16 protein-coding genes and 5 pseudogenes are annotated in these 20,369 nt (G+C 40.5%); 14 read left to right on the top strand and 7 right to left on the bottom strand.

Going from position 1 to position 20,369, the window contains the following annotated elements:
* Window positions 1-241: 241 nt before the first annotated feature.
* The 3 genes and pseudogenes from BS333_RS03360 to BS333_RS03370 form a co-directional block, all read left to right on the top strand.
* A pseudogene (locus BS333_RS03360) lies at window positions 242-445 on the top strand (IS6 family transposase); the annotation flags it as partial.
* A 300-nt stretch (window positions 446-745) separates the two neighbouring features.
* The gene (locus BS333_RS03365; protein WP_227739183.1) at window positions 746-1,105 is read left to right on the top strand and encodes a type II toxin-antitoxin system TacA family antitoxin; all 360 of its coding nucleotides are present in this window, start codon (window positions 746-748) and stop codon (window positions 1,103-1,105) included.
* Window positions 1,081-1,638, top strand: coding sequence for a GNAT family N-acetyltransferase (locus BS333_RS03370; RefSeq protein WP_021709170.1), 558 nt, complete (start codon window positions 1,081-1,083; stop codon window positions 1,636-1,638). Before BS333_RS03365 ends, BS333_RS03370 begins: the two co-directional genes overlap by 25 nt.
* A gap of 308 nt (window positions 1,639-1,946) precedes the next feature.
* Here BS333_RS03370 and BS333_RS03375 read toward each other — a convergent pair whose 3' ends face one another.
* The 3 genes and pseudogenes from BS333_RS03375 to BS333_RS03385 all read right to left on the bottom strand — a co-directional run bounded on the left by BS333_RS03375 (window position 1,947) and on the right by BS333_RS03385 (window position 4,299).
* Window positions 1,947-2,651 carry an SDR family NAD(P)-dependent oxidoreductase gene (locus BS333_RS03375; RefSeq protein ID WP_021709169.1) on the bottom strand — a complete coding sequence of 235 codons (705 nt, stop codon included), beginning with the start codon at window positions 2,649-2,651 and terminating at the stop codon, window positions 1,947-1,949.
* A 3-nt stretch (window positions 2,652-2,654) separates the two neighbouring features.
* The gene (locus BS333_RS03380; protein WP_021709168.1) at window positions 2,655-3,167 is read right to left on the bottom strand and encodes a cupin domain-containing protein; all 513 of its coding nucleotides are present in this window, start codon (window positions 3,165-3,167) and stop codon (window positions 2,655-2,657) included.
* A gap of 150 nt (window positions 3,168-3,317) precedes the next feature.
* Window positions 3,318-4,299, bottom strand: a pseudogene (locus BS333_RS03385) (IS256 family transposase).
* Window positions 4,300-4,542: 243 nt separating this feature from the next.
* On the opposite strand from BS333_RS03385, the gene BS333_RS03390 reads away from it, so the two are divergent.
* A complete protein-coding gene (locus BS333_RS03390) occupies window positions 4,543-5,781 on the top strand; it encodes an NAD(P)-dependent oxidoreductase (RefSeq protein ID WP_021709166.1) in 1,239 nt (412 codons plus the stop codon).
* A gap of 245 nt (window positions 5,782-6,026) precedes the next feature.
* Entirely contained in the window at window positions 6,027-6,257 is a 231-nt protein-coding gene (locus BS333_RS03395; protein WP_033003568.1) for a hypothetical protein, read from the top strand.
* A 10-nt stretch (window positions 6,258-6,267) separates the two neighbouring features.
* Here the strand turns inward: BS333_RS03395 and BS333_RS03400 are convergent, their stop codons facing one another.
* Window positions 6,268-7,005, bottom strand: coding sequence for an IS6 family transposase (locus BS333_RS03400; protein ID WP_101903850.1), 738 nt, complete (start codon window positions 7,003-7,005; stop codon window positions 6,268-6,270).
* A 72-nt stretch (window positions 7,006-7,077) separates the two neighbouring features.
* On the opposite strand from BS333_RS03400, the gene BS333_RS03405 reads away from it, so the two are divergent.
* Complete coding sequence (locus tag BS333_RS03405) at window positions 7,078-7,632, top strand: leucine-rich repeat domain-containing protein (RefSeq protein ID WP_218927352.1); 555 nt, start codon at window positions 7,078-7,080, stop codon at window positions 7,630-7,632.
* Window positions 7,633-7,786: 154 nt separating this feature from the next.
* Here the strand turns inward: BS333_RS03405 and BS333_RS22265 are convergent.
* Window positions 7,787-7,915: pseudogene (locus BS333_RS22265) on the bottom strand (IS6 family transposase); the annotation flags it as partial.
* Between the two features lie 51 nt (window positions 7,916-7,966).
* Between BS333_RS22265 and BS333_RS03415 the strand changes: the two are divergent.
* Both BS333_RS03415 and BS333_RS03420 read left to right on the top strand, forming a co-directional pair.
* Window positions 7,967-8,518, top strand: a complete 552-nt coding sequence (locus tag BS333_RS03415) for an SUKH-3 domain-containing protein (protein ID WP_021711829.1) — start codon at window positions 7,967-7,969, stop codon at window positions 8,516-8,518.
* A gap of 231 nt (window positions 8,519-8,749) precedes the next feature.
* Entirely contained in the window at window positions 8,750-9,508 is a 759-nt protein-coding gene (locus BS333_RS03420; protein WP_021711830.1) for a hypothetical protein, read from the top strand.
* Window positions 9,509-9,562: 54 nt separating this feature from the next.
* Here BS333_RS03420 and BS333_RS22270 read toward each other — a convergent pair.
* Window positions 9,563-9,691 (bottom strand): annotated as a pseudogene (locus BS333_RS22270) (IS6 family transposase); the annotation flags it as partial.
* Window positions 9,692-9,742: 51 nt separating this feature from the next.
* On the opposite strand from BS333_RS22270, the gene BS333_RS03430 reads away from it, so the two are divergent.
* From BS333_RS03430 to BS333_RS03445, 4 genes are all read left to right on the top strand, one after another.
* Entirely contained in the window at window positions 9,743-10,291 is a 549-nt protein-coding gene (locus BS333_RS03430; RefSeq protein ID WP_021711825.1) for an SUKH-3 domain-containing protein, read from the top strand.
* Window positions 10,292-10,520: 229 nt separating this feature from the next.
* Entirely contained in the window at window positions 10,521-12,200 is a 1,680-nt protein-coding gene (locus tag BS333_RS03435; protein WP_021711826.1) for an Hsp70 family protein, read from the top strand.
* 16 nt (window positions 12,201-12,216) lie between these two features.
* Complete coding sequence (locus tag BS333_RS03440) at window positions 12,217-12,993, top strand: DUF1266 domain-containing protein (protein WP_021711827.1); 777 nt, start codon at window positions 12,217-12,219, stop codon at window positions 12,991-12,993.
* Window positions 12,990-15,341 carry a J domain-containing protein gene (locus tag BS333_RS03445; protein WP_021711828.1) on the top strand — a complete coding sequence of 784 codons (2,352 nt, stop codon included), beginning with the start codon at window positions 12,990-12,992 and terminating at the stop codon, window positions 15,339-15,341. The genes BS333_RS03440 and BS333_RS03445 overlap by 4 nt, the downstream gene beginning before the upstream one ends.
* 105 nt (window positions 15,342-15,446) lie before the next feature.
* On the opposite strand, the pseudogene BS333_RS22275 reads toward BS333_RS03445, so the two are convergent.
* Window positions 15,447-15,566, bottom strand: a pseudogene (locus BS333_RS22275) (IS6 family transposase); the annotation flags it as partial.
* Window positions 15,567-15,620: 54 nt separating this feature from the next.
* On the opposite strand from BS333_RS22275, the gene BS333_RS03455 reads away from it, so the two are divergent.
* Both BS333_RS03455 and BS333_RS03460 read left to right on the top strand, forming a co-directional pair.
* Window positions 15,621-16,166 (top strand): hypothetical protein, encoded by a 546-nt coding sequence (locus tag BS333_RS03455; protein WP_021711525.1) that lies wholly within the window; start codon window positions 15,621-15,623, stop codon window positions 16,164-16,166.
* 426 nt (window positions 16,167-16,592) lie between these two features.
* Window positions 16,593-20,369: a hypothetical protein gene (locus BS333_RS03460; RefSeq protein WP_101903852.1), complete on the top strand. Its 3,777-nt coding sequence runs from the start codon at window positions 16,593-16,595 to the stop codon at window positions 20,367-20,369.

A 20,369-nucleotide genomic window follows, 5' to 3' on the forward strand; every position in this document is an offset into this window, starting at 1 on the left:
AATCTCAATTCTGTTTTGATGCTATGGCGTCCTGTTATTTAAGTCAATAGATATTTTTACGTCTAGACGTCTAAATGGTTATTTGTTGTATTTTTATTATGTCGGTTTCTCTGAGCTCACTCTTTGTCTCCGACGGGCTTGTTGCAAAACCTCACAACCCGTCAGACTTTAACTATGATTCACCATTGAGCAATGCGTTATGGCTAAGTCTGAATTCAAATAGCGACATTTCACCCCTGAACTGATCTTATGGTGTGTGCGGTGGTATGGCACTACCGCGATGAGCCACGCAAACCTCAGTGATATGCTGGCCGAACGCGGTGTATTCGTGAATCGCTCCACGATTTATCGTTGGTTTATCCACTATGGGCCTATCCTACATAAGAAGTTGCGTAGTTATCAATTCACTCGTATCGATTCTTCCTGGCAGCATCAAAAAGCTTATTGAAGCCACCGGTGGCTTCAAGGTCCGAAAGCGGGCTTGGTCAACGATTCAAGGTTTTGAGGGGATAAGGTTTTTGCAACAAGCCCAAGTTGAGAGTGCAGGAGAGCCGCCATTTAAGTTATGACATTATGAACACTGCCATTTAAGTGATGACAACTGTGTTTTTCAAGCCGTTTAAGGCTATGACCTATAGGTATACCCTAATGACATACTTAAAGTACGGCAAATAACCGTACCTTTATTGACGTGTATGAAATTTTAATTCAAAATAACTACGTACGGTTATTTACCGTACTTTTAATGAGACACAAGTATGTCTCTATTTATCGATATGGAGGTTCATACTGGAAACAGCATGAATGGTTAAATATGGTCGCACTAAAAAAAGAGCGAGTTGAGTTTCGGCTTTCTCCTACTGAAAAAGAGCTCTTGGAAGAAGCTGCGTTGCTATCGAATACCACGGTGAGTAAGTTTGTTTCTGAGTCTGCCACTGATAAGGCTCAGCAAATTATTGAGCAGCATAAAAGACTTCAGATTGAATCCGATCAGTGGGAAGAAGTGATGGACTCGTTAGAGAATCCGCCTGAGCCTACTGAGCTCATGCAAGAAATCATAGATATGTCGATGGAGGACACTTGGACGGTAAAAACCAACAAGTAAGTATTGAGCGCTTCGATCCTGACAACGAATACGATGTCACTGAGTTTGATTGTGGCATGGATGAGTTCAATACTTTTCTCCATAAGAACATGCATAAAGAATTTGAACGTAGAGTATCCATACCCTACTTATGCCTACTCGATGCAGAGGAGCCAAACTCTCCACCTAAAGTCGTCGGTTATTTTACTTTAGCCAGTAGCTCATTTGATAGAAAACACTTACCGAGCAGTGAACGACGTAAAGTGATCTATCGTTCAGTCTCTTGTATCTTACTGAGCAAGATTGCGGTGGATAAATCCATGAGTGGTCAAGGCTTAGGAAAGTGGCTACTCGGTAAAGCGATTAAGCAAGCATTTCTATCGTCTCGAGACGTAGGTGTGTACGCTCTATTTCTTCAGTCTGTAGAGGGTAAAGAAGAGTTTTACATCAAAGCTGGGCTAATTCGGTCAAAAGCAGACCCTAGCATGTTTATCTATCCACTAAAGCAGTACGAACAAGCATTTAAGAAAATTGTTTTAAGTAAAAAACGATAGTGAAAAATAGACGCTCAACATTCTTTTATTGAGCGTCTATAAAACGGTGTTGCCCCAAAGCTGGCCAGCATGATTAGCTGGCCATATGGCATGAGGGGAGATTTGCCCTCATAAAAGTAATGATGTAAACACCGTTAACGATTCTCTGTAGTGAATCAGTATGTTCATGTTGAATGCTATCGTTTCCCTAATGACTTTACATTTCTAGGGGCTGTTACGACGCCACTATACATTGCGGGGCATTATTATCCTCAGTCACCTTTTATTTAGGTCAACCTTGCACTCCTAAATTGGGATAGGCTCTTTTATTAATAGTGTTTAGAACACTCAATGTCCATGTTGGGAATGATTGCCCCCGGAGATAAAGTTAGCAAAAAATCAACGCATTTAACAATGTCGTCGGTTTGTATTTTGTCCGTGTCTGCTATATCAGGGAAGTCACTAGTCATATCTGTATTTACGAATGATGGGTTAATATTAGTCACGGATACATTACTTGAAAGTAGTTCAAGTCTTAATGATTCAGAGAGTCCTAAGAGTGCATGTTTTGACGCACTATATGCACCTATCCCAGGAAATGCCCTTCTGGCCGTGTTGCTAATTATATTAAAAATATAACCGCGTTTATTTTTCTGCATGATTTTACTAATCGTTTGAGTAAGCAAAAATGGAGAAAAGAAGTTTACTTTTGTCATATTGATTACGTCTTGATAACTAGAGTCGAGAGTGCCCGAAGAAAACACGCCTGCATTATTTATTAGGATCTCGATATTTTTCTGATCCGATAAATCACTACAAAGTTCTCTAACAGACTTTTCGTCTGAGAAATCGCAAGCTTTGATTTCTAGAAGGCATTCAGAATTAAACTTACTCCACTCTTCCAACAACCGACTCGCTTGTAAATCGTTGCGGGTAACCGCTATAACATGGTGAGTTCCCTTAAATAAGAAAGACTCCGCAATTGCTTTTCCTATACCTCGAGAAGCACCGGTAACTACTATTGTATTTTCCATATGTTAGGCACCGTAGCTGAATCTTCTTAACCACTCATCATGTTCGGGGTAAAGGCTGAGCAGGTCATGATAGGGTGCCAGAACACGGTCGAACTGTTCCCAGCCAGGTAGGACAACTTCACTAACTAGTCCATAATTGTAGCCTTGTTTAAGCTCACTGGACTTCCAAACACCTCCAGGTGCGACTAATTGAAGCTTATGTCCACTTTCTAAATCTGGACCTAAGATATGTTCTTCTATTGACCCGTCAGGATGAATAAACCTGTATGTTAGTGGTCCGCCAGAATGATAGAAGTGCAAAATAGGTGACAGGTTTTTATGGAAAAATCCTATCGGGCTATTTTCAGTCAACATATAATAAATGCTAGTAGCAAATCGTCGCACTCCACCATTATTCTCTCTCTCTGTTTGAACAGTATCTTGACTTTTATAGGTTTGTCTAAAATACCCACCTTCCTCATGTGGAAATAAATTCAACTGTTTAATTAGCTTGTCTACTTCTTCGTTTTCTAGCATGCTATTATCCTTTATATCAATTAAGGCTTTCCCACCCATCGAATGATGGTTGAAATTTCATCAAATCTAATGTGGGAGAAATATATAATCTGATTGTTATAAATGTCATGGAGTATGTTTCGAGCTATTGTCAAATGTGGTGTATGGAGATCACGCAGTAGCCTGTTGGTGATTCTCCATTTCTTTCACTCCATCGATGAAGCGAACATCTTTCACTACATCTGCGAGGAGTTTAAAACCTCGTAGGCGACGCCACTTCGTCTCAGCACTTAGCATTAACTTGTAAGCCATCATCAACGTGGTTTTTCTGTTTCCACAGTTCTTTGTCTTGTTAGTGCGTAAACGAACTGTAGCGAACATCGATTCTATTGGGTTCGTTGTCCTGATATGAACCCAGTGCTCTGCTGGGTAGTCGTAAAACGCCAGCATTTCAGCTTTATCTTTCACCAAGCAGTCGGTTGCCTTTGGATACTTAGCTTCAAAGCGTTTCTGGAAGGTTGAGAAGGCCTGATAAGCGTCATCTCTTGTTTCTGCCATCCAAATATCTTGCAGCGCTTCCTTCATTCGTGGCTGTACGCTTTTGGGCACCTTGTTCAGCACATTTGCTGTCTTATGTACCCAACAACGTTGCTGGTCAGCCTGCGGCCAGCATTTAGCCACGGCTTTCCAGAAGCCAAGTGCGCCATCTCCGATGGCAAGCTTAGGTGCTAACTTTAATCCCTGTGCTCGTAACTGCTCTATGAGCTCCGTCCAACTGGCTTCAGACTCTCGGTGACCATCCAGAACGCCAAGAACCTCTTTACGACCAGTGTCATCCACGCCGATGATGACGAGTAAGCAGAGCTTATCGTCCGTCCTAACGTGACAGTAAACACCATCAGCCCAGACGTAAACATAGCGACGCTTACCGAGGTCACGCTTACGCCACTGTTCGTATTCTGTAGACCACTGCTCCTTGAGACGACAAACGCTGCTGGCTGAGAGTCCTTTCGCATCCTTACCAAGCTGGGCTAGTAACTGTTGAAGCTCAGCTTCAACCGCTTGTGCAATCAAATCTCTAGCCCCTTGACGTATCAGTTGCTGTAAGTGGGTCTTGTGGTGTATTCAGTGAAACAACAGTATTATCAGTCATGCGGTGTACCTTTCTGTTAATTGTTCTGGCGAGAACTACATCAACAGATTACACCGCAACTTCCTTTCTCTTCCATACACCAGAAATCAGCGTAGCTCAGTATGTATCATCTAACAACTTCACACATGTAAATATCACTTTCAATATATGTATTGTGACTGACGTCTTATTTAATGAAGTGCTAATAAACAAACAATATAACTAGCTTATAATCTTGGCATATTAAATGGAGGTATTTGTAAAGTGAAAAGCATATTAGACTCAAATGAAGACAACTTCGCACAGACATTAAAGCTCAATAATTCATCAGATTTTATGAATAGCGAAGGCTATCATTTTCTGAAGAAAGCCACCGAACCCTTTGTAAAAAATACTAAAAATCTTGTAAATGTAATTATGGTGGCACCCTCATATGACAGTGATATCCCAATGGTGGAGACATTAAATAGTCAGTTCAAAATTGCTGCCCTAATTCCAAAGAATTCAACAATCATTAGGAGAAGTTACATAATAAAAAAATACAAGGATATAGGTATAAAAGTAGCCTCTCATATCAACAAGAATAAGTTAAAGGATTCGAAGGAAGCTATCAATTTCATAAACAAAGTAATTCCTTTAGGAGAGAAGTTTATCATCATGGACCATGGAGGGTACTTCTCACATAGTGCTGAAATAATATGCAAGGAATTTCCAGACGATCAATTTCTTGGATTCACCGAATATACAGATAACGGACATAAAAAGTACACTAAACAAGACGGTATCACTCGGCCTATTATTTCCACGGCGCATTCCTATTTAAAAGAGCCTTCAGATAGAGAAGCTGGAGAGTCTGTAACACATGTACTTGATCACGTACTAAGAGATTGCTTTGGACTGAAAGCAAAGAGCGTAAGCCAACTTTCTATTGGGGTTGTCGGTTTCGGGCGACTAGGTAAAGGGGTCGCTGAGCAACTCAGAAGGAGAGGAGTTAGTAATATCAGAGTTGCAGACAAGAGTTATCGACAGCTCATTAATGCTCCAAGCCTAGGCTTTCATATTTCCTCGATAGAAGAAATATGTAAGGCTTGTAACGTGATAATATCTGCAACAGGATCGGCTGCACTTAAACCTTCACACTACTCGTTGATGAAAAATAATACATTAATAACTACGGTTACCTCCCCTGACGATGAGTTGAAAATAGACGATATCATAAGAGATAAAGTTATAGTTGATGAAAAAGATAGAGATTTAGTCACATCATACACAGTAAAAAGCACTGGAAAAAAAATTCATTTACTTCTAAACGGGGAGTCAGCCAATACGCTATTAAAGTCTGGCATAGGAGATCCGAGCATTTTTCTTCCCATAGCAGCTCAACTAGTTGCAAATTTGATCCTGGTAAACCAGAGGGACAGATTAGGATTATTGATACAATCTATAGATGAAAGTTATGAAGAAGAAATAGCAAAATGTTGGAATAACTGCTTCTATGGTTAAAATACCGTTGTACATTTAATAAAATTATTTAGAGTAACTTGACTCTTTCCCTGCGTCTGCGATGTACTCTTATAAATAGGTGGGCTTGTTGCAAAAATTGAAGATGTTTCTGAGGTACCCATCTGAGTCTGAGGGCTCCCCACAACTAGCATAGAAGAATCATGTAGATAGCGTGAAAAAGTAGGCAGATTCATTTTGTTCGGCGATCATAGCATCAATTGAAAAGATATGACTCGACGAGCCCCATGAACCTATCCACCATCCTGAATACTTTTTTCTTAATGTCAGCGTTCTCCGCTATCAAAGATAAGAGACGTATCACAGCCGTTCTTGACTGTATCAATGCACTTAACGAAAAAGACACATTAACCTTGACCGGGCTTGGTCGAGGGATGAAAAATACCAAAACTAAGGTAAAGCACTGTATTAAGGGGCTTGTTGCAAAAATTGAAGATGTTTCTGAGGTGCCTAATTGAGCACCTCTTTTCATGTGTAGATTCCGAAGATATTGAAGAGTTCATTGAGGAAGGCGGATCTCTCCTGCACCCTCAGCTTCGGCTCGTCACGACGTAACCAAAAATCAAACTGGCCTTTATTCAACATCCTTATCCCCTCAAAACCTTGAATCGTTGACCAAGCCCGCTTTCGAACCTTGAAGCCGCCGGTGGCTTCGATAAGCTTTTTGATGGGAGCATGGTCAGATTCAATGCCATTGTTGAGATATTTCACTTGTCGATGTTCTACATCTTGCCGTAAGCGGCCTTCACGCTTGAGACGATCAATGGCGTTCCCATAAGACGAATGTTTGTCAGTATTCAATGCGTTGGGATGAAAGGAGGCTTTATAGCGACGTAGGCAGCGTTTGAGAAATTGATAAGCGGCCTCTTTATTACGCTTATGAGAAAAGAAAAAATCCACCGTTTCCCCCCGTTTATTGATGGCTCGATAGAGATAATGCCATTTGCCTTTCACCCTGACGTAGGTTTCATCAAGCTGCCAGGAAGAATCGATGCGAGTGAATTGATAACGGCGCAACTTCTTATGTAGGATAGGCCCATAGTGGATAAACCAACGATAAATCGTGGAGCGATTCACAAATACACCGCGTTCGGCCAACATATCACTGAGGTTTGCGTAGCTCATCGCGGTAGTGCCATACCACCGCACACACCATAAGATAAGTTCAGGGGTGAAATGTCGCCATTTGAATTCAGACTTGGCCATAACGCATTGCTCAGTGATGAATCATAGTTAAAGTCTGGCGGGTTGTGAGGTTTTTGCAACAAGCCCCCTATAGTGCTTTTAGCCTCTATTGTGGTGGCCGTGGGGAGTAACTACTCGTACGCGGAAAAAATTGTAGAAGATGGCCGGATAAGTGTTAATCCCACCCCCAAAACTCCAGAAAGAAGTACGAAGTCAATGGTGCTAACTTTGGCGATGGTGGACTTTGATAAAACAACGGGGATGATAAATCGATATTCTGCATCGTATCCTAGTATCATTATTCCTAAAGTATTGGATGGTGTAACAGTTAAAGAAATAGGGGAGGGGGCGTTTAGATATAACAATCTCACCAGCGTGACCATCCCTGATTCGGTGACCACCATTGGGAAGAAGGCGTTTGGTGACAACAATCTCACCAGCGTGACTATTCCCGATTCGGTGACCACCATTGAGGTGGAGGCGTTTTATAGCAACAATCTCACCAGCGTGACGATTCCTGATTCGGTGACCACCATTGGGGAGGGGGCGTTTGCATTCAACGAACTCACCAGCGTGACCATTCCTGATTCAGTGACCACCATTGGGGAGGGGGCGTTTGATGATAGTGTGAAAATTAAACGAAATTAATACGTTTTTGGGTGTTGCCACATTATTAAGTGGTAATGCCTGAATGTGTAGGATATTACGTGTCCACATCAAATTTAATTTGGATGTGGTGGCCTACAGGGGCTTGTTGCAAAAATTGAAGATGTGTCTGAGGTACTCATATGGGTGCCTCTTTTCATGCGTAAATTCCAAAGATATTGAAGAGTTCATTGAGGAAGGCGGAGCTCTCCTGCACCCTCAGTTTCGGCTCATCACGACGTAATCAAAAATCAAACTGGCCCTTATTCAACATCTGTATCCTCTCAAGTTGGGGTCCCTTGGTGCAATCGATGCTGTAGATTTTGAGTAATAGATAATGCAAAAAAAAACTGAAGAGTATTTAACCTCCATTGGTTGGAGTAGTGAACGTATGGTTGAATTACCAGAAGAGTATTCAGCCTATTCAATCAATGACAATATCAAAAGCATATTAAGAAATATATATGGACTCACTCTAATTAGTAAGACTGGTCAGAAGAGGATTTTACGTCTAACGAGTAGGAATTTTGATTGCTCAAAAAGAGATGTTCAGGAAATGATTGAGGATTATAAACTCCCTTTAGATTTATACCCAATTGGCTCGCTATCTGAATTAGGAGGTTACCTATATTTAGATAAAAATGGGGACTTTTATTACTTAGATGGAGAAATATGCTTTTTAGGTTCAAATTTAGATGAGTTTCTTGAAACGATGGTTTTCTATGAGAGGGACATGATCGGGATTGACGAGCCTGAACCTTGTTGTTGTGTCAACTATCCAGAAGAAATTAAGAGCCAATTAACACCCTCGCAAAGGTTAACGTATTACAATTCGAAAACGCCGGCCCCCTGGTTGTATGACATCGAATTAGGTCTTATTCCGCTGTAAATCGCTTTTTTAAAAGGTAAGGTTATATCTGGGGTGTTCTTATGAGCACCTCATTTTTAGAGTGTTCTGATTTAGTCAAACCGGACACTTCAATAAAGGAATATAATCCTACTATTGAGGTCACAGTACCTAAAGTACCAGATAATAAAAAAACACTATAACCACATATGCCGAAAGTGATGAGTGCTTTCGGTATAATCTTTACATAACTTATTAATAAGGTAATTGGCTATGTATATGCCACTGGAAAATCTCCCAATTCTTACCGAAGAATATATGACCCAAAAAAAGCAAGAGGCCTTTGACTCTAGTCCATTATATGAGTTTACCTTAATAAAAGAAAAGCCTAATAGATATGCTGCGATTGTTATTTGGTTCTTCTTATCTAGTATCGTGGTTTGGTTTGCTATACATGACCCTTTGGTCATTGATGTCTTTTATATGCTCTCCGCTATATTAATTATAAGTATCGCATGTATGCAAAGCTACTACGCTGATAACCCTAAAACAGAACAAAAAGTTACTTTGAATGAAAAAGGATTTATTGTAACTGAAATGTCCTTACTGCCAGATTTTTACTACAAAAGCTTACGCTATTCGGGTTACTTAGGCATAGCTATCGCTGTGGTTGGTACAATTATAGCGGGCCCCCTTATTTTAGCCGGAGCAGGAGCAGGTATATTCGCCGCGTTTAAAATGTATAAAGTAAAAAATGTCCCTAATGTCCAAGTTTGCCCTTTTAATTCAGATATACAATACGAGGTCTATCCTGTTTCAGCGGTTAGGTATAAACATAACTTAAAAGAACTGCGATTTTCGCCGAATATTGTTATGGAAGGAGAACGGCCCCAATTATTTAGAAGAAACCGTAATTTTTACTCCATAGACTTTGCTATCAATGAAGAAGTTAAATATAGATTTTTTCAGCAACTTGAAAAAATCGTCAATGTTGTTGAAGTGGAAGAATTTCGTACCCCAGAGGCCTCTTAGGATTTTCCATCGTGGAGTTCGGTGTGTCTGAGGTGCCTATCTTAGCACCTCTTTTCATGCGTAAATTCCAAAGATATTGAAGAGTTCATTGAGGAAGACGGATCTCTCCTGCATCCTCAGTTCTGGCTCGTCACGACGTAACCAAAAATTAAACTGGCCCTTATTCAACATCCGTATCCTCTCAAGTTGGGGTCCCTTGGTGCAATCGATGCTGTAGATTTGGAGAAATAGATAATGCAAAAAAAAACTGAAGAGTATTTAACCTCCATTGGTTGGAGTAGTGAACGTATGGTTGAATTACCAGAAGAGTATTCAGCTTATTCAATGAGTGATATCATCAAGAATATTTTAAGGAATATATTTGGCCTCACTTTAAATTTTGGCAATTACAAAAGGCCTTTGCTTCTGACCAGCCAAGATATTGATATTGCGCAAGAAACTATTTTGGAAACTATTGAAGATGTCATGCTTCCTTTTGAACTATATCCAATTGGTACAATGTCTGAGGTTGATGGCTATCTCTTTTTAGATAAATATGGAAATTTTTATCACTCTGATAGAGCAATTTCTTTTCTAGGTTCAAATATAGATGAGTTTATTGAAACGATAGTTTATAACGAAAGAAAATGGGTCATGATTGAGTGTCCAGAGCCTTGTCTGTGTGTTAACTACCCAGAAGGAATTGAGAGTAAATTAACATCCTCGCAAAGGTTAACTTATTTTAATGCGACAACACCGGCCCCCTGGTTGTATGACATCGAATTAGGTCTTATTCCGTTGTAAATCGCTTTTGTTAACAAGTAATGTTATATCTGGGGTGTTCTTATGAGCACCTCATTTTTATTCTCTGGTTAATAATGTTTCCAGAGCCTGTGTTTCTACACTACAGGGGGTTGAATTTGTTTAAGTTTTCCAGGCTTTGTTTCCGTACTCAACCCACCAATAGAGATAGTAAATTTTTATTTCATCTGTTAATATTTTTTTATAAAATACAGCCTTCAGGATTGTTTAGTTGAAATATGAAAATAAACTGGCTATTGGTATCGATTTAGGTACAACCAATAGTGCTATATCTGTCTTTCGTAATGGTTTAGCAGAATTAATCCCCAACGTTTACCGTCAATATCTAACCCCATCAGTGATAAGCATTACTGAAGAACAATCGATTTTGGTCGGTGAGCCAGCTCAAAATCGCTTGATTACTTATCCTGCGGATACCGCTGCTACCTTTAAACGCTATTTAGGGACTGATAAAAAATACTCTTTGGCGGGGCAGGATTTTAGCCCCACCGAACTTTGTTCTATTATTCTCAAATCCTTAAAAGAAGACGCAGAAACTTATCTTCAGCAACCTATCCAAGATGTAGTAATTTCTGTACCTGCTTATTTTAACGACCATCAACGTAAAGAAGTCCGTTACAGTGCTGAACTGGCAGGACTTAATGCTGTCCGTTTAATAAATGAGCCTACTGCTGCCAGTTTGGCCCATGGAATAGATGGTAGTCACAATAATAAGAGGTATCTTATTTTTGACCTTGGTGGGGGGACTTTTGATATTACAATTGTAGAGCAAGCCGATACTTTCATCGAAGTACACGCCTCCACAGGGGACAACTTCCTTGGCGGTGAGGACTTTACAGCGGCTTTAGTTCAGGCTGTTTACAGTAAACTGGAACGGTCTGGTACCGATATTACTCCGGCGGAGCATGCTATCATTGTTGCCGCTTGCGAACGTGGCAAGAAACAGCGTTATAATCAGTTAGAAGTGCAACTGTCATCTCCTTTTTCACGCTCATTTAGCTTTAGAAATGATGAGCTGGAAAAAATTTGGCAACCCGTGTTGGCTAGAATTGCTAAACCTATTAAACAAGCCCTTAAAGATGCTCGCATAAGTAGCGATGAAATTGATGAAGTTATTTTTGTCGGAGGGGCTACTCGGCTAAAAGATATTCACCAAATGGCAATCAGGCTGTTTGGTCGATTTGTCAAACAAACGGTTGACCCAGATCTGGTCGTGGCTATGGGGGCTGCGGTTCAGGCTGCTTGCCGCTTACGAGATAAGTCCATTGAAGAAGTTATTTTAACGGATGTTTGTCCTTACAGCCTTGGAATTGCAATAGTCAGTGAAAGCGACTCTGGGATTTTTAGTCCGATTATAGAAAGAAACACGATAATCCCATGTTCTCGTATAGAGCGTTATTATACTACTCATGATGAACAAAAACACATTCGTATTTCCGTTTTTCAGGGTGAATCTTTTTGGGTGGCTCATAATATTCTCATCGATAGCTTCAACATTGAGGTGCCTCCCAGAACCGCTGGCTCTGAAGCTGTGGATGTTCGTTTTAGTTATGATATCAATGGTTTACTAGAAATCAATGTTACTGTAGTTTCTACAGGAAAAACTACCAATAAAGTTATTGTCCAGCACCCTGACGGAATCACTGATGCTGAGAAATTGCAGAGTTTGGAGAAACTCAGCAATTTAAAAACCCATCCTAGGGATCAGTTAGAAAATATTGCGTTTAATGAAAAACTTAATAGCTTATACGAACAGGCTTTAGGTGAGCAAAGAGCCTACCTAAACCCTCTGATTTTAGCTTTTAATAAGGCGCTCTGCAGTCAAGATAATTCGTATATCAATAAAATTCGAAAACAGATTGAAATTTCTTTGTCAGAAAACCTTAATTAAGAGGACTGAGATTATTATGCAAGACTATTACCAATATGACGCTAGCTTCCCTCACTGCCGATGGTGGATGACACTTACAATACCGCTATCTATGTACTTTCAAGAATCCAGATCCAGACACCTTGATTTTAATCAGATAATAGTAAAAGGTATTAATAAAGAAGACTGTCTTTCAACTATTGAAGCTTGGTGGGGGATCACAGACCGTACTAGCTGGATTGAAATGATCATAAAACTTATCAAGGGTAAAGTGCATGGGGATGAATTACTCCAAGAATTGGAGCTTATTCATTTTATTTATCCGAGCCAATGGCAAGAATATATGAACGATATTGACAATAAGCAAGGGCTGGTCGATTGTCAATTTGCTGAGGTCGTTTATCACCACTGTGGTATAGGTGGGATCCGAGCGTGGGATTTTGCCCGTGCAGTTCATCTTATTCGGTATGCTTACACTTGTAACCTAATTACCGAATCAGAAACCTGTTTTTTGCTCAATCAAAACGCTAATCAAGCTCAGTATCATTTCAAAAGTTGGCGACAATACTCGATAAGTTGTAATCTAGGTCGGAGTTATTGGAAATTTACTCATACTGAAGCTGATAGTGCGGGTTTCTCAGATGCTTGCCAAAACCTACTTAATCGAGGAATTGGCTATGAGTATGAAAATTTCTGCCAAGATCTAAAGGCACATCAGTGCTATTTTGATACCCTCGATTGGCAGACCCCATTGCCACAACTGGCAATGCCTACTTCTTTATCTGTTTTTTTTAACGAGGAGGGTATTGTATGACCATTTGGCGCACTTTAAAACTTTCACCGACTAAAGACGTAAAAGCGATAAAAGCAGCTTACCGCCAACAGTTAAAAGTTGTTCATCCAGAAGAAAACCCTGAATCTTTTCAAGCTCTTCGAGAAGCTTACGAGACTGCACTATCTTTGGCAAATCAGTATGATGTTGAAACTAATAATGCATCAGTTACCTCTGAGTTCTACTCTTCTGCCACTAATGTTGAACAAGATCCGCTCATTTTGGAGTTAGAAGCTCTCTTGGGTGATTCCCTTATTCGCTTTAATCTAACCCATTGGGAACTTTGGACAAAAAAATATCATATGGTCTCATTGACCCGACAAGAATGCATTTACGATCAAGCACTTGGTATTATGCAGCTTTGCAGGGATTGGATGGTAGGGGAGGTATATGAATTACTTTGGCGTACTTTTGAATGGGAAAGTCTCCTTCAACATCCTAATACCGAGGAGCTAGGATATGAGCTATATTTTTTAACTCAACAGCATTGCTTGCTGGCCCCAGAGGTTTTAGGTTCAATGCCAGATGCCCAACAAATAACAGTGCAACAGCAATTAGTACCATTAAGTCGGGCACTGAACTTGCGTGATATCCATTCACTAAGACAGCTTCTACAACAGCCTCTTCCTAAAATTGAATGTGAAATTTATTATTTCAATATCTTGAGACTGTACAGTAGCATAGGAGAGTGCCCAGATGCTGTACTCCGTAATCTTTTGGATTATTTCCTAACATCAGATCAATGCTATACCCCCCAACTCTGGCAAAAGCTACACCAATTATGTCAGTTGAAATGCTGGAAACCCGATATCGATGCTTGTATAGATCAACTACTAATAATGCATGAATATACTTATGTTGCTGAATCTGTTATGCAGTCCAGTTTAGTATCTGATCCACGTTTGGCATTGGCAATGGCACTGATTGTGCAGAATTTGCAACCCAAACCTAATGCGTTGTGGCGTTTTTACTGGCAGCTCAGGCCAGTTGATCATGACATAGAATTACAAATGTTGTACCAACACTTGCTTGGTAATCCATTGCTTACCCTGAGAGAGATAGATGAAAAACTACTTTCTCCAGAAAATTTCGATGAATTTCTGGTCGTTCTGTGTGTGGTTGAAAAGCTTGGGAGCGTAGCGCAAATTGGTCAGATACTCAGTTTACTTGAACAAGAAGACTTCTCTGATGAATTGCAGCACCCGGACTGGCAGCGTTGGCTTGTTATGATCCGCAATCAATTAAACCAATTGCTCGAATATCTAAAACAATGTCCGCCTATTATTGATATTTTGGAACAAAAATCTCAACTACGACCGACTGAGGAAATGATCAACGCACTAAATCAAGAGCAGTGGTACGAATTAGTAAGGCGTTACCCTAATATACCCTATGAATGGCAAAAGGCTCTACAACGCTCTAAAATATTACCTGAAGGGGAGCAACCATTGGCTGAAATCGGGGCTTTATTGCGTAAAGAAAGTCTATATTTGTCATACCTGTTTTATCTTCGCCAACCCAACAAAAATGTAAGTAGCACCAGAGAGATAGCCGAGATACAATTTGAATTTGGGCAGGCAAACAATTCTCCTAGAAATTATTTTAACCAATGGTATTTGGTGGCTGCTGAGCATGGGCATGCAAAGGCGCAATTTAATCTAGGTTTATGTTATGAGCATGGCAACGGTGTCGAACAAGACCCCGCACAAGCCGCAGTGTGGTACACCCGAGCCGCTGAGCAAGGTGACGCAGAGGCGCAATATAATCTAGGACTGTGTTATTATAATGGCGTCGGTGTCAAGCAAGACCTCGCACAAGCCATGGTGTGTTGGGCCCAAGCGGCTGAGCAAGGTCATTCAGGTGCTCAATCCAATCTGGGTTTTTGTTATGAAAATGGTTATGGCGTTGAAGAAAATCCAGCACAGGCGGTGGAGTGGTACACCCAAGCGGCTGAGCAAGGTCATTTGGATGCGCAATTCAATCTGGGTGTTTGTTATGACAATGGCTATGGCGTTGAAGAAAATCGAACGCAGGCGGTGGAGTGGTACACCCGAGCCGCGGATCAAGGTCATTTGGATGCGCAATTCAATCTGGGTGTTTGTTATCATACTGGCTATGGCGTTGAAGAAAATCGAACGCAGGCGGCGGAGTGGTACACCCGAGCCGCGGATCAAGGTCATTTGGATGCGCAATATAATTTAGGTTTATGTTATGGCAATGGCGACAGTGCCCAGTCGAAGCATACAAAACTCGTCGGTGCTGAAAAGCTTTATAACCTACTCGTACGGTTCTGTCGCAAACTTAGATCCATTTGGCCCTCCGCCACATGAAACGCAACACCCCACCTACTATGCAGCATTTAGGTGCTGCATAAATATATGGGCTTGTTGCAAAAATTAAAGATGTGTCTGAGGTGCTTATCTGAGCACCTCTCTTCATTCGTAGATTCCAAAGATATTGAAGAGTTTATTGAGGAAGGCGGAGCTCTCCTGCATCCTCAGTTTCGGATCATCACGACGTAACCAATAATCAAGCTGGCCTTTATTCAACATCCTTTGTTGCAATAAGCATATGAGGAATTATGAAGCAAATTATGAGGGTATCTAACAATGTTTGATGAAATCGGAAAGATTAACTGGGCCGAGTTAAAACAAGCTAATGGCTATTCAGGCCATATCCCAGAAGCAATTAAGGGTCTTATTTCAGACGATAAGCTAGATCAGGAAGCTTCTTATTGGAAGCTTGATAACCACGTTGTGTTGCAAGGTGACTTGTATCAGGCTGCTTTTTATGTAGTCCCATTTTTGTTAGAAATCTTAGCTTCTAAAGTTAAAAACGGTCGAGCTTATACCTATGATTTACTCTTTGAAATAGCTAATGGATTCGCACTTGAAGAAACACCATGTGTTTATAATGGAGACACTCTACCTTTGACCGAAGCTTGTAAGAGTGCAGTTGTCGGTGGAGTAGATCTATATTTGAATGAAGTGTCTAATATCTCGTCAACTTGTAGGGAAAACTCACTAGAACTACTTGTTTCGCTCGGTGAGCGAGCAGAGTATATTCTAATTAATCTACAGAAGATTGAAGGTGAGGAAACTGATTCATATTTTCGTAGCAAGTTAAAAGAAGCCATAGTTGAAATTAGTGGTTAGTTTTAAAAAATTAGCTTGTCGTAAAATTTAAAGATCATCTAGGGGGGGCAAAGGTTAATTATTCTACTTTTGAAGCCTCTATTTTATATACAAGTGAGTTGTCTGTTTGATTTTCTCGTGACTAAAGTCACATTTTTATCTGGTTATTATTGGTTAGAATAAAGTGGAATTTTGGCGCTTTTATGCATTTCTCCTAAAAATAATGCCACTTTGGATTCTATATCTAATGTTTTAGGTTTCTTAATTACATTTTATTAGTTTCTCATTCTGTTTATATCACTTTAAACATTATTTTTTGTTGTTATTATTATCTAAACCCACTTTGTGGGGACGATTATTAATTACCAAGTCGTTAAATTTAAGTCTAATCAGCTTAAGTTATCACCGTGACCTTTTTATTTAATGATTTGGTCACGGAGATCTCTCATGAATTCTAATGTTCGCTTTATTCCTAGCTCAAAACTATCAAAAGCGGAGTTACCTTTTGTTCTTACTCCTGATGAGTGCATAGACATATTTTCGCGTGTGCGAAACCCCAATGATATCCTGAAAAGTTTACCAAACGAGCTTTCGCAGAGGATCTCGTTGTCTGCAAAAAAATCCACTTCCGGATTGTTAAAATCTATGGAAGCCGAATTGGTTAAAGTCGACTGGATCGCAGTCTCTAATTCCCCACGCAGAGGGGCACTCAGTGATGCTCAAATCAATCGCTACCCAAAGTTAAAAACGTACATTCAATCGGTGATTTACACTGGCAAAACCAAGGTTAATAAAGCAAGTTATCAACCCGTAACTGATGATGTCGTTCTACCAAAAGATTATATTTACGTACCTTCCGATCCGATACCTGAGAACAAAATTGTTGTTGAAGTAGCGGGGCAAAGTCCTGCGAGTAATGCGGCTTTCTATCTCAGCAAAAGCAATGACTTATCAGCAAAAATTACTCAAGCCAAACCTGACAAGAAGGTGAGCCACCGTAGCTTGGTTAAATTTGAGCAACTGGAATCGGTCCCTCGTGATTTGTATCTACATATAAAGATGCAAGGTCATCCTAATCCACTGAGTTTACGTTTGGCAGAAGGTATTATGCCAGTAAGTAAAGAGACTGAGATGGCTGAATGGGATAATGTACTGGTTCCCGTTCGTCCACTTGCTTATCTTAACGAGGAAAAATCAAAATCTAAATCGGCTGAGCTTAAAGCTGGATATCTGTATATATTCTGGAAAGGTAAGTTGTGGCGTGAGCTATTCATCACCGATAAAAGTTATTATCAGGACATTGACGTCGAATACTTTCGCCACCTTGAGCAACAAGAAAAGAATAAACAGAATCCTCAACCTATTACTCGTTATCCTGAAGGTTTTGATCAGCAGCATGTATTGCTCCCTTATAAAATCAAAGGAGAGCTGCAACAAGGTGAGAATGGCCTTAAGTTGCTATTCCGCCCACAGGCATTAACCTTTGCTCAAATTGAAAAGTTTGAGCAAGATAGTGCGAAGCTGGATAAAGAGAGTACTGCTCTTGATGACATCAATACCTATTCCGTGGAGCAGTCTTTTTCAGATAAAAACCATATTTTAGGTGTTTCATCCGCTCAAATACATGAAGTTTCTGAGAAGGATATGCCTTGGCTTTCAGATAATGCTGTCGTGGTTGACAGTTTAAAAGACACCAATATCGCTGTAGCTTATGTTGATGGCCACAATTCTGGGCTAAGGGTAGAGCTAAAAACGCTTGGGAAGTACCCTATTCCAGAAGCGGATTTTTTAATCCAATTTGAAGACGGCACTTCACAACAAGAGCGCTTAGACGAAGAGGGATTTCATTTCTTCGAAAGTATTCCTGAAGGTGAATTCACGATCACTTACAGTGATTATGATGATGTCTATGTTAAATCTGTTGCTGCTCATATCTGCGATGCCATTAAACACCGTAATAAAAGTAAAACCTTCCGTTTATTAAGTCAATCAACGGAAGCCATTCCAATGATTGTTGAAGCCTACGATAAGTACTTCAACAACAATCAAGGAAACGGACTGGTTAAAGACATTCTCCATCTTTTCACCAGACCAAACATTCGCGTTGCAGTCATTGGATTATTAGTTGCCGGGGGTGTCGATGTTGGAGGTGGTGAGACTTATTATCCTCCTGAGGCTACCCAAAATACGATACTAGCAATACAGGCTCAGCCTGCACTCAGCACTGTCATTAAAGACAGCGTTCTTAAGCTTAAGTTGAATCGGCAGCGGGCGATTGTTGAATCGACAAAAGCTTATTCTGAGTACAAATGGTTTATTGCACACAGTCAACAAGCCATTAAGGATGAAGGTGCTCCGCCTTTAGCTTATCTCGGAAAAGATATTGATATTGAATTTAAACCAGAATTCTATGGCCAACACATTATTATGTGTCGCCATCAATATCATTCTGGAGATGGCAGCACTAGACCTGCGGAATATTATAGCTACCCAATAAACGTAGGTAATGCGCATTCTATTCTCGCTCCCGATCTTGAAAAAGCAAAAGATGTAATTCAGCAACCTGAAACATCTCTTATTGCTGATCAGCGTTACATCGATACTCTCAAACAAATTGCCGATAATACCGAAATGGATGAAGAGGCAACGGAAAAGCATGAAGAAGAACTTGAGAAATTAGAGACTAATGCGGAGAGGTTGCGAGATCTACTTGAAGATTCTGCTGGCAAAACTCGTTATCCGATCAAAGCCGTTGCCATCTCCACAGACACACATGCTAAACAGCCTTTAAAAGCGTTTTTGTACCAAAAGCGTATTAAAGACAATTGGTTCAGTGATGATGAACATGTGTGGGGATTAGTTGATTGGACTTATTGTGGGCAGACGGCTTTTTGCGGAGAGTACGAAGGTACAGGTCGCAATGCTGAAGAAGCAATTTCAAACGCATTAAAAGATTGGGAATCGAACAGCCAAATTGCCGAAAGTCATATCAGCTATGAAGTTGATATTATCGATAACAATCAAGCTATCAATCTAAAAGGTGATTTAAAAACCAGCGGTGGATCCAGTTTAGATACGGCTATCGAGTGGTCTAGCAATATTGCGCTTGGTGCCACAGCAGTGACACTTATATTCGCACCAGTACCAGGCTCAAGAGTAGCCAGTGCCGCGATATGGGCCAGTATTGCAACGAGTACAACGGCAAGTGCCCTGAGTATTTATCAGCGTTATGATAAAGGGTTTAGTAACGTAAGAGATGATGGTTTAGATACGCTTGCGATAGTAGGAAATATCTTTGGTGCCGGGTGGCTACGCCAAAGCTCACTGAATTTCTCTGGAACGAATCAAGGGCTGAAAGCAGGTAAATATCTACTTTACGGGCAAGTTGCTGCTGACGGTGCCAGTGCCATTGCCAATGGGGTTGTTTTAACTACTGAGGCGATGGATCAAATTGATGCTATCAAAGTCAACAGCTCTTTAACCCCAAGTGAGAAAACGCGTCAAATAGCAGAGCTTATTCGTTCGCTGTCATTAGCGGCTGGATTGACGGTTTTAAACGTAAAGGGTAACAAGGATGATTTAGCGAAGTTAAAAGCGGGTAAACCAGATACCTCTGTAGAGCCTCCTTCTTATGAGCTTAAAGGGCAATCAAGCAATAAAGCTCATCAGAGTGTGGTGGAGCCTGAAAGAACGGATTATAAGGTCTACGAAAAAGATACTGATGGCACAGTTAGGCCTACAACTCAACGTCTTGATCCGGACTTGCTGGAAAGAATAGAGATTGCCAAAAAGCATGCTTATGAATATGCTAAAGAAATTGATCAAAATTGGATTGGAGGAAAAGGTGAAAAAGGGCTTCAGCCTGCCCAAGGGGCAAAAAAACCCAAGATGGTGTCTGTAATAGTTACCAAAGATAGGCAAATTTTTAAAGCTTACAATACCAGAAGGGGTAACCCGCATTTTGAACCTCATCCTCTCGTTCATGTAGACGATCGAGTTAAGAATGCTTACGACAATTTAGACGAAGAGTTAAAAAAGAGGCCAACTCATGGAATGTGTGCAGAGGTTTATACTACGCATAAGACGCTATCTGCTGAAGCAGATTTGGATGGCGCAGTCAGTGTGGCTGTGCATCTGGATGACTTTACGTTTAGAGATGCCTGTGAATCATGTTTCCCAGCAATAAAATCCTTCGGTATATTCGACGGTATAAAAATGGAGTAA

Origin of the sequence: Vibrio azureus, assembly GCF_002849855.1 — a bacterium.
GTDB classification, from domain to species: Bacteria; Pseudomonadota; Gammaproteobacteria; order Enterobacterales; family Vibrionaceae; genus Vibrio; species Vibrio azureus.

What these genes read in the sequence shown, in the direction of transcription:
- BS333_RS03365 (WP_227739183.1), top strand. Translation starts at nt 746, where the DNA reads ATGAGACACAAGTATGTCTCTATTTATCGATATGGAGGTTCATACTGG.
- BS333_RS03375 (WP_021709169.1), bottom strand. Translation starts at nt 2,651, where the DNA reads ATGGAAAATACAATAGTAGTTACCGGTGCTTCTCGAGGTATAGGAAAA.
- BS333_RS03380 (WP_021709168.1), bottom strand. Translation starts at nt 3,167, where the DNA reads ATGCTAGAAAACGAAGAAGTAGACAAGCTAATTAAACAGTTGAATTTA.
- BS333_RS03395 (WP_033003568.1), top strand. Translation starts at nt 6,027, where the DNA reads ATGAACCTATCCACCATCCTGAATACTTTTTTCTTAATGTCAGCGTTC.
- BS333_RS03400 (WP_101903850.1), bottom strand. Translation starts at nt 7,005, where the DNA reads ATGGCCAAGTCTGAATTCAAATGGCGACATTTCACCCCTGAACTTATC.
- BS333_RS03415 (WP_021711829.1), top strand. Translation starts at nt 7,967, where the DNA reads ATGCAAAAAAAAACTGAAGAGTATTTAACCTCCATTGGTTGGAGTAGT.
- BS333_RS03420 (WP_021711830.1), top strand. Translation starts at nt 8,750, where the DNA reads ATGTATATGCCACTGGAAAATCTCCCAATTCTTACCGAAGAATATATG.
- BS333_RS03430 (WP_021711825.1), top strand. Translation starts at nt 9,743, where the DNA reads ATGCAAAAAAAAACTGAAGAGTATTTAACCTCCATTGGTTGGAGTAGT.
- BS333_RS03440 (WP_021711827.1), top strand. Translation starts at nt 12,217, where the DNA reads ATGCAAGACTATTACCAATATGACGCTAGCTTCCCTCACTGCCGATGG.
- BS333_RS03445 (WP_021711828.1), top strand. Translation starts at nt 12,990, where the DNA reads ATGACCATTTGGCGCACTTTAAAACTTTCACCGACTAAAGACGTAAAA.
- BS333_RS03455 (WP_021711525.1), top strand. Translation starts at nt 15,621, where the DNA reads ATGTTTGATGAAATCGGAAAGATTAACTGGGCCGAGTTAAAACAAGCT.
- BS333_RS03460 (WP_101903852.1), top strand. Translation starts at nt 16,593, where the DNA reads ATGAATTCTAATGTTCGCTTTATTCCTAGCTCAAAACTATCAAAAGCG.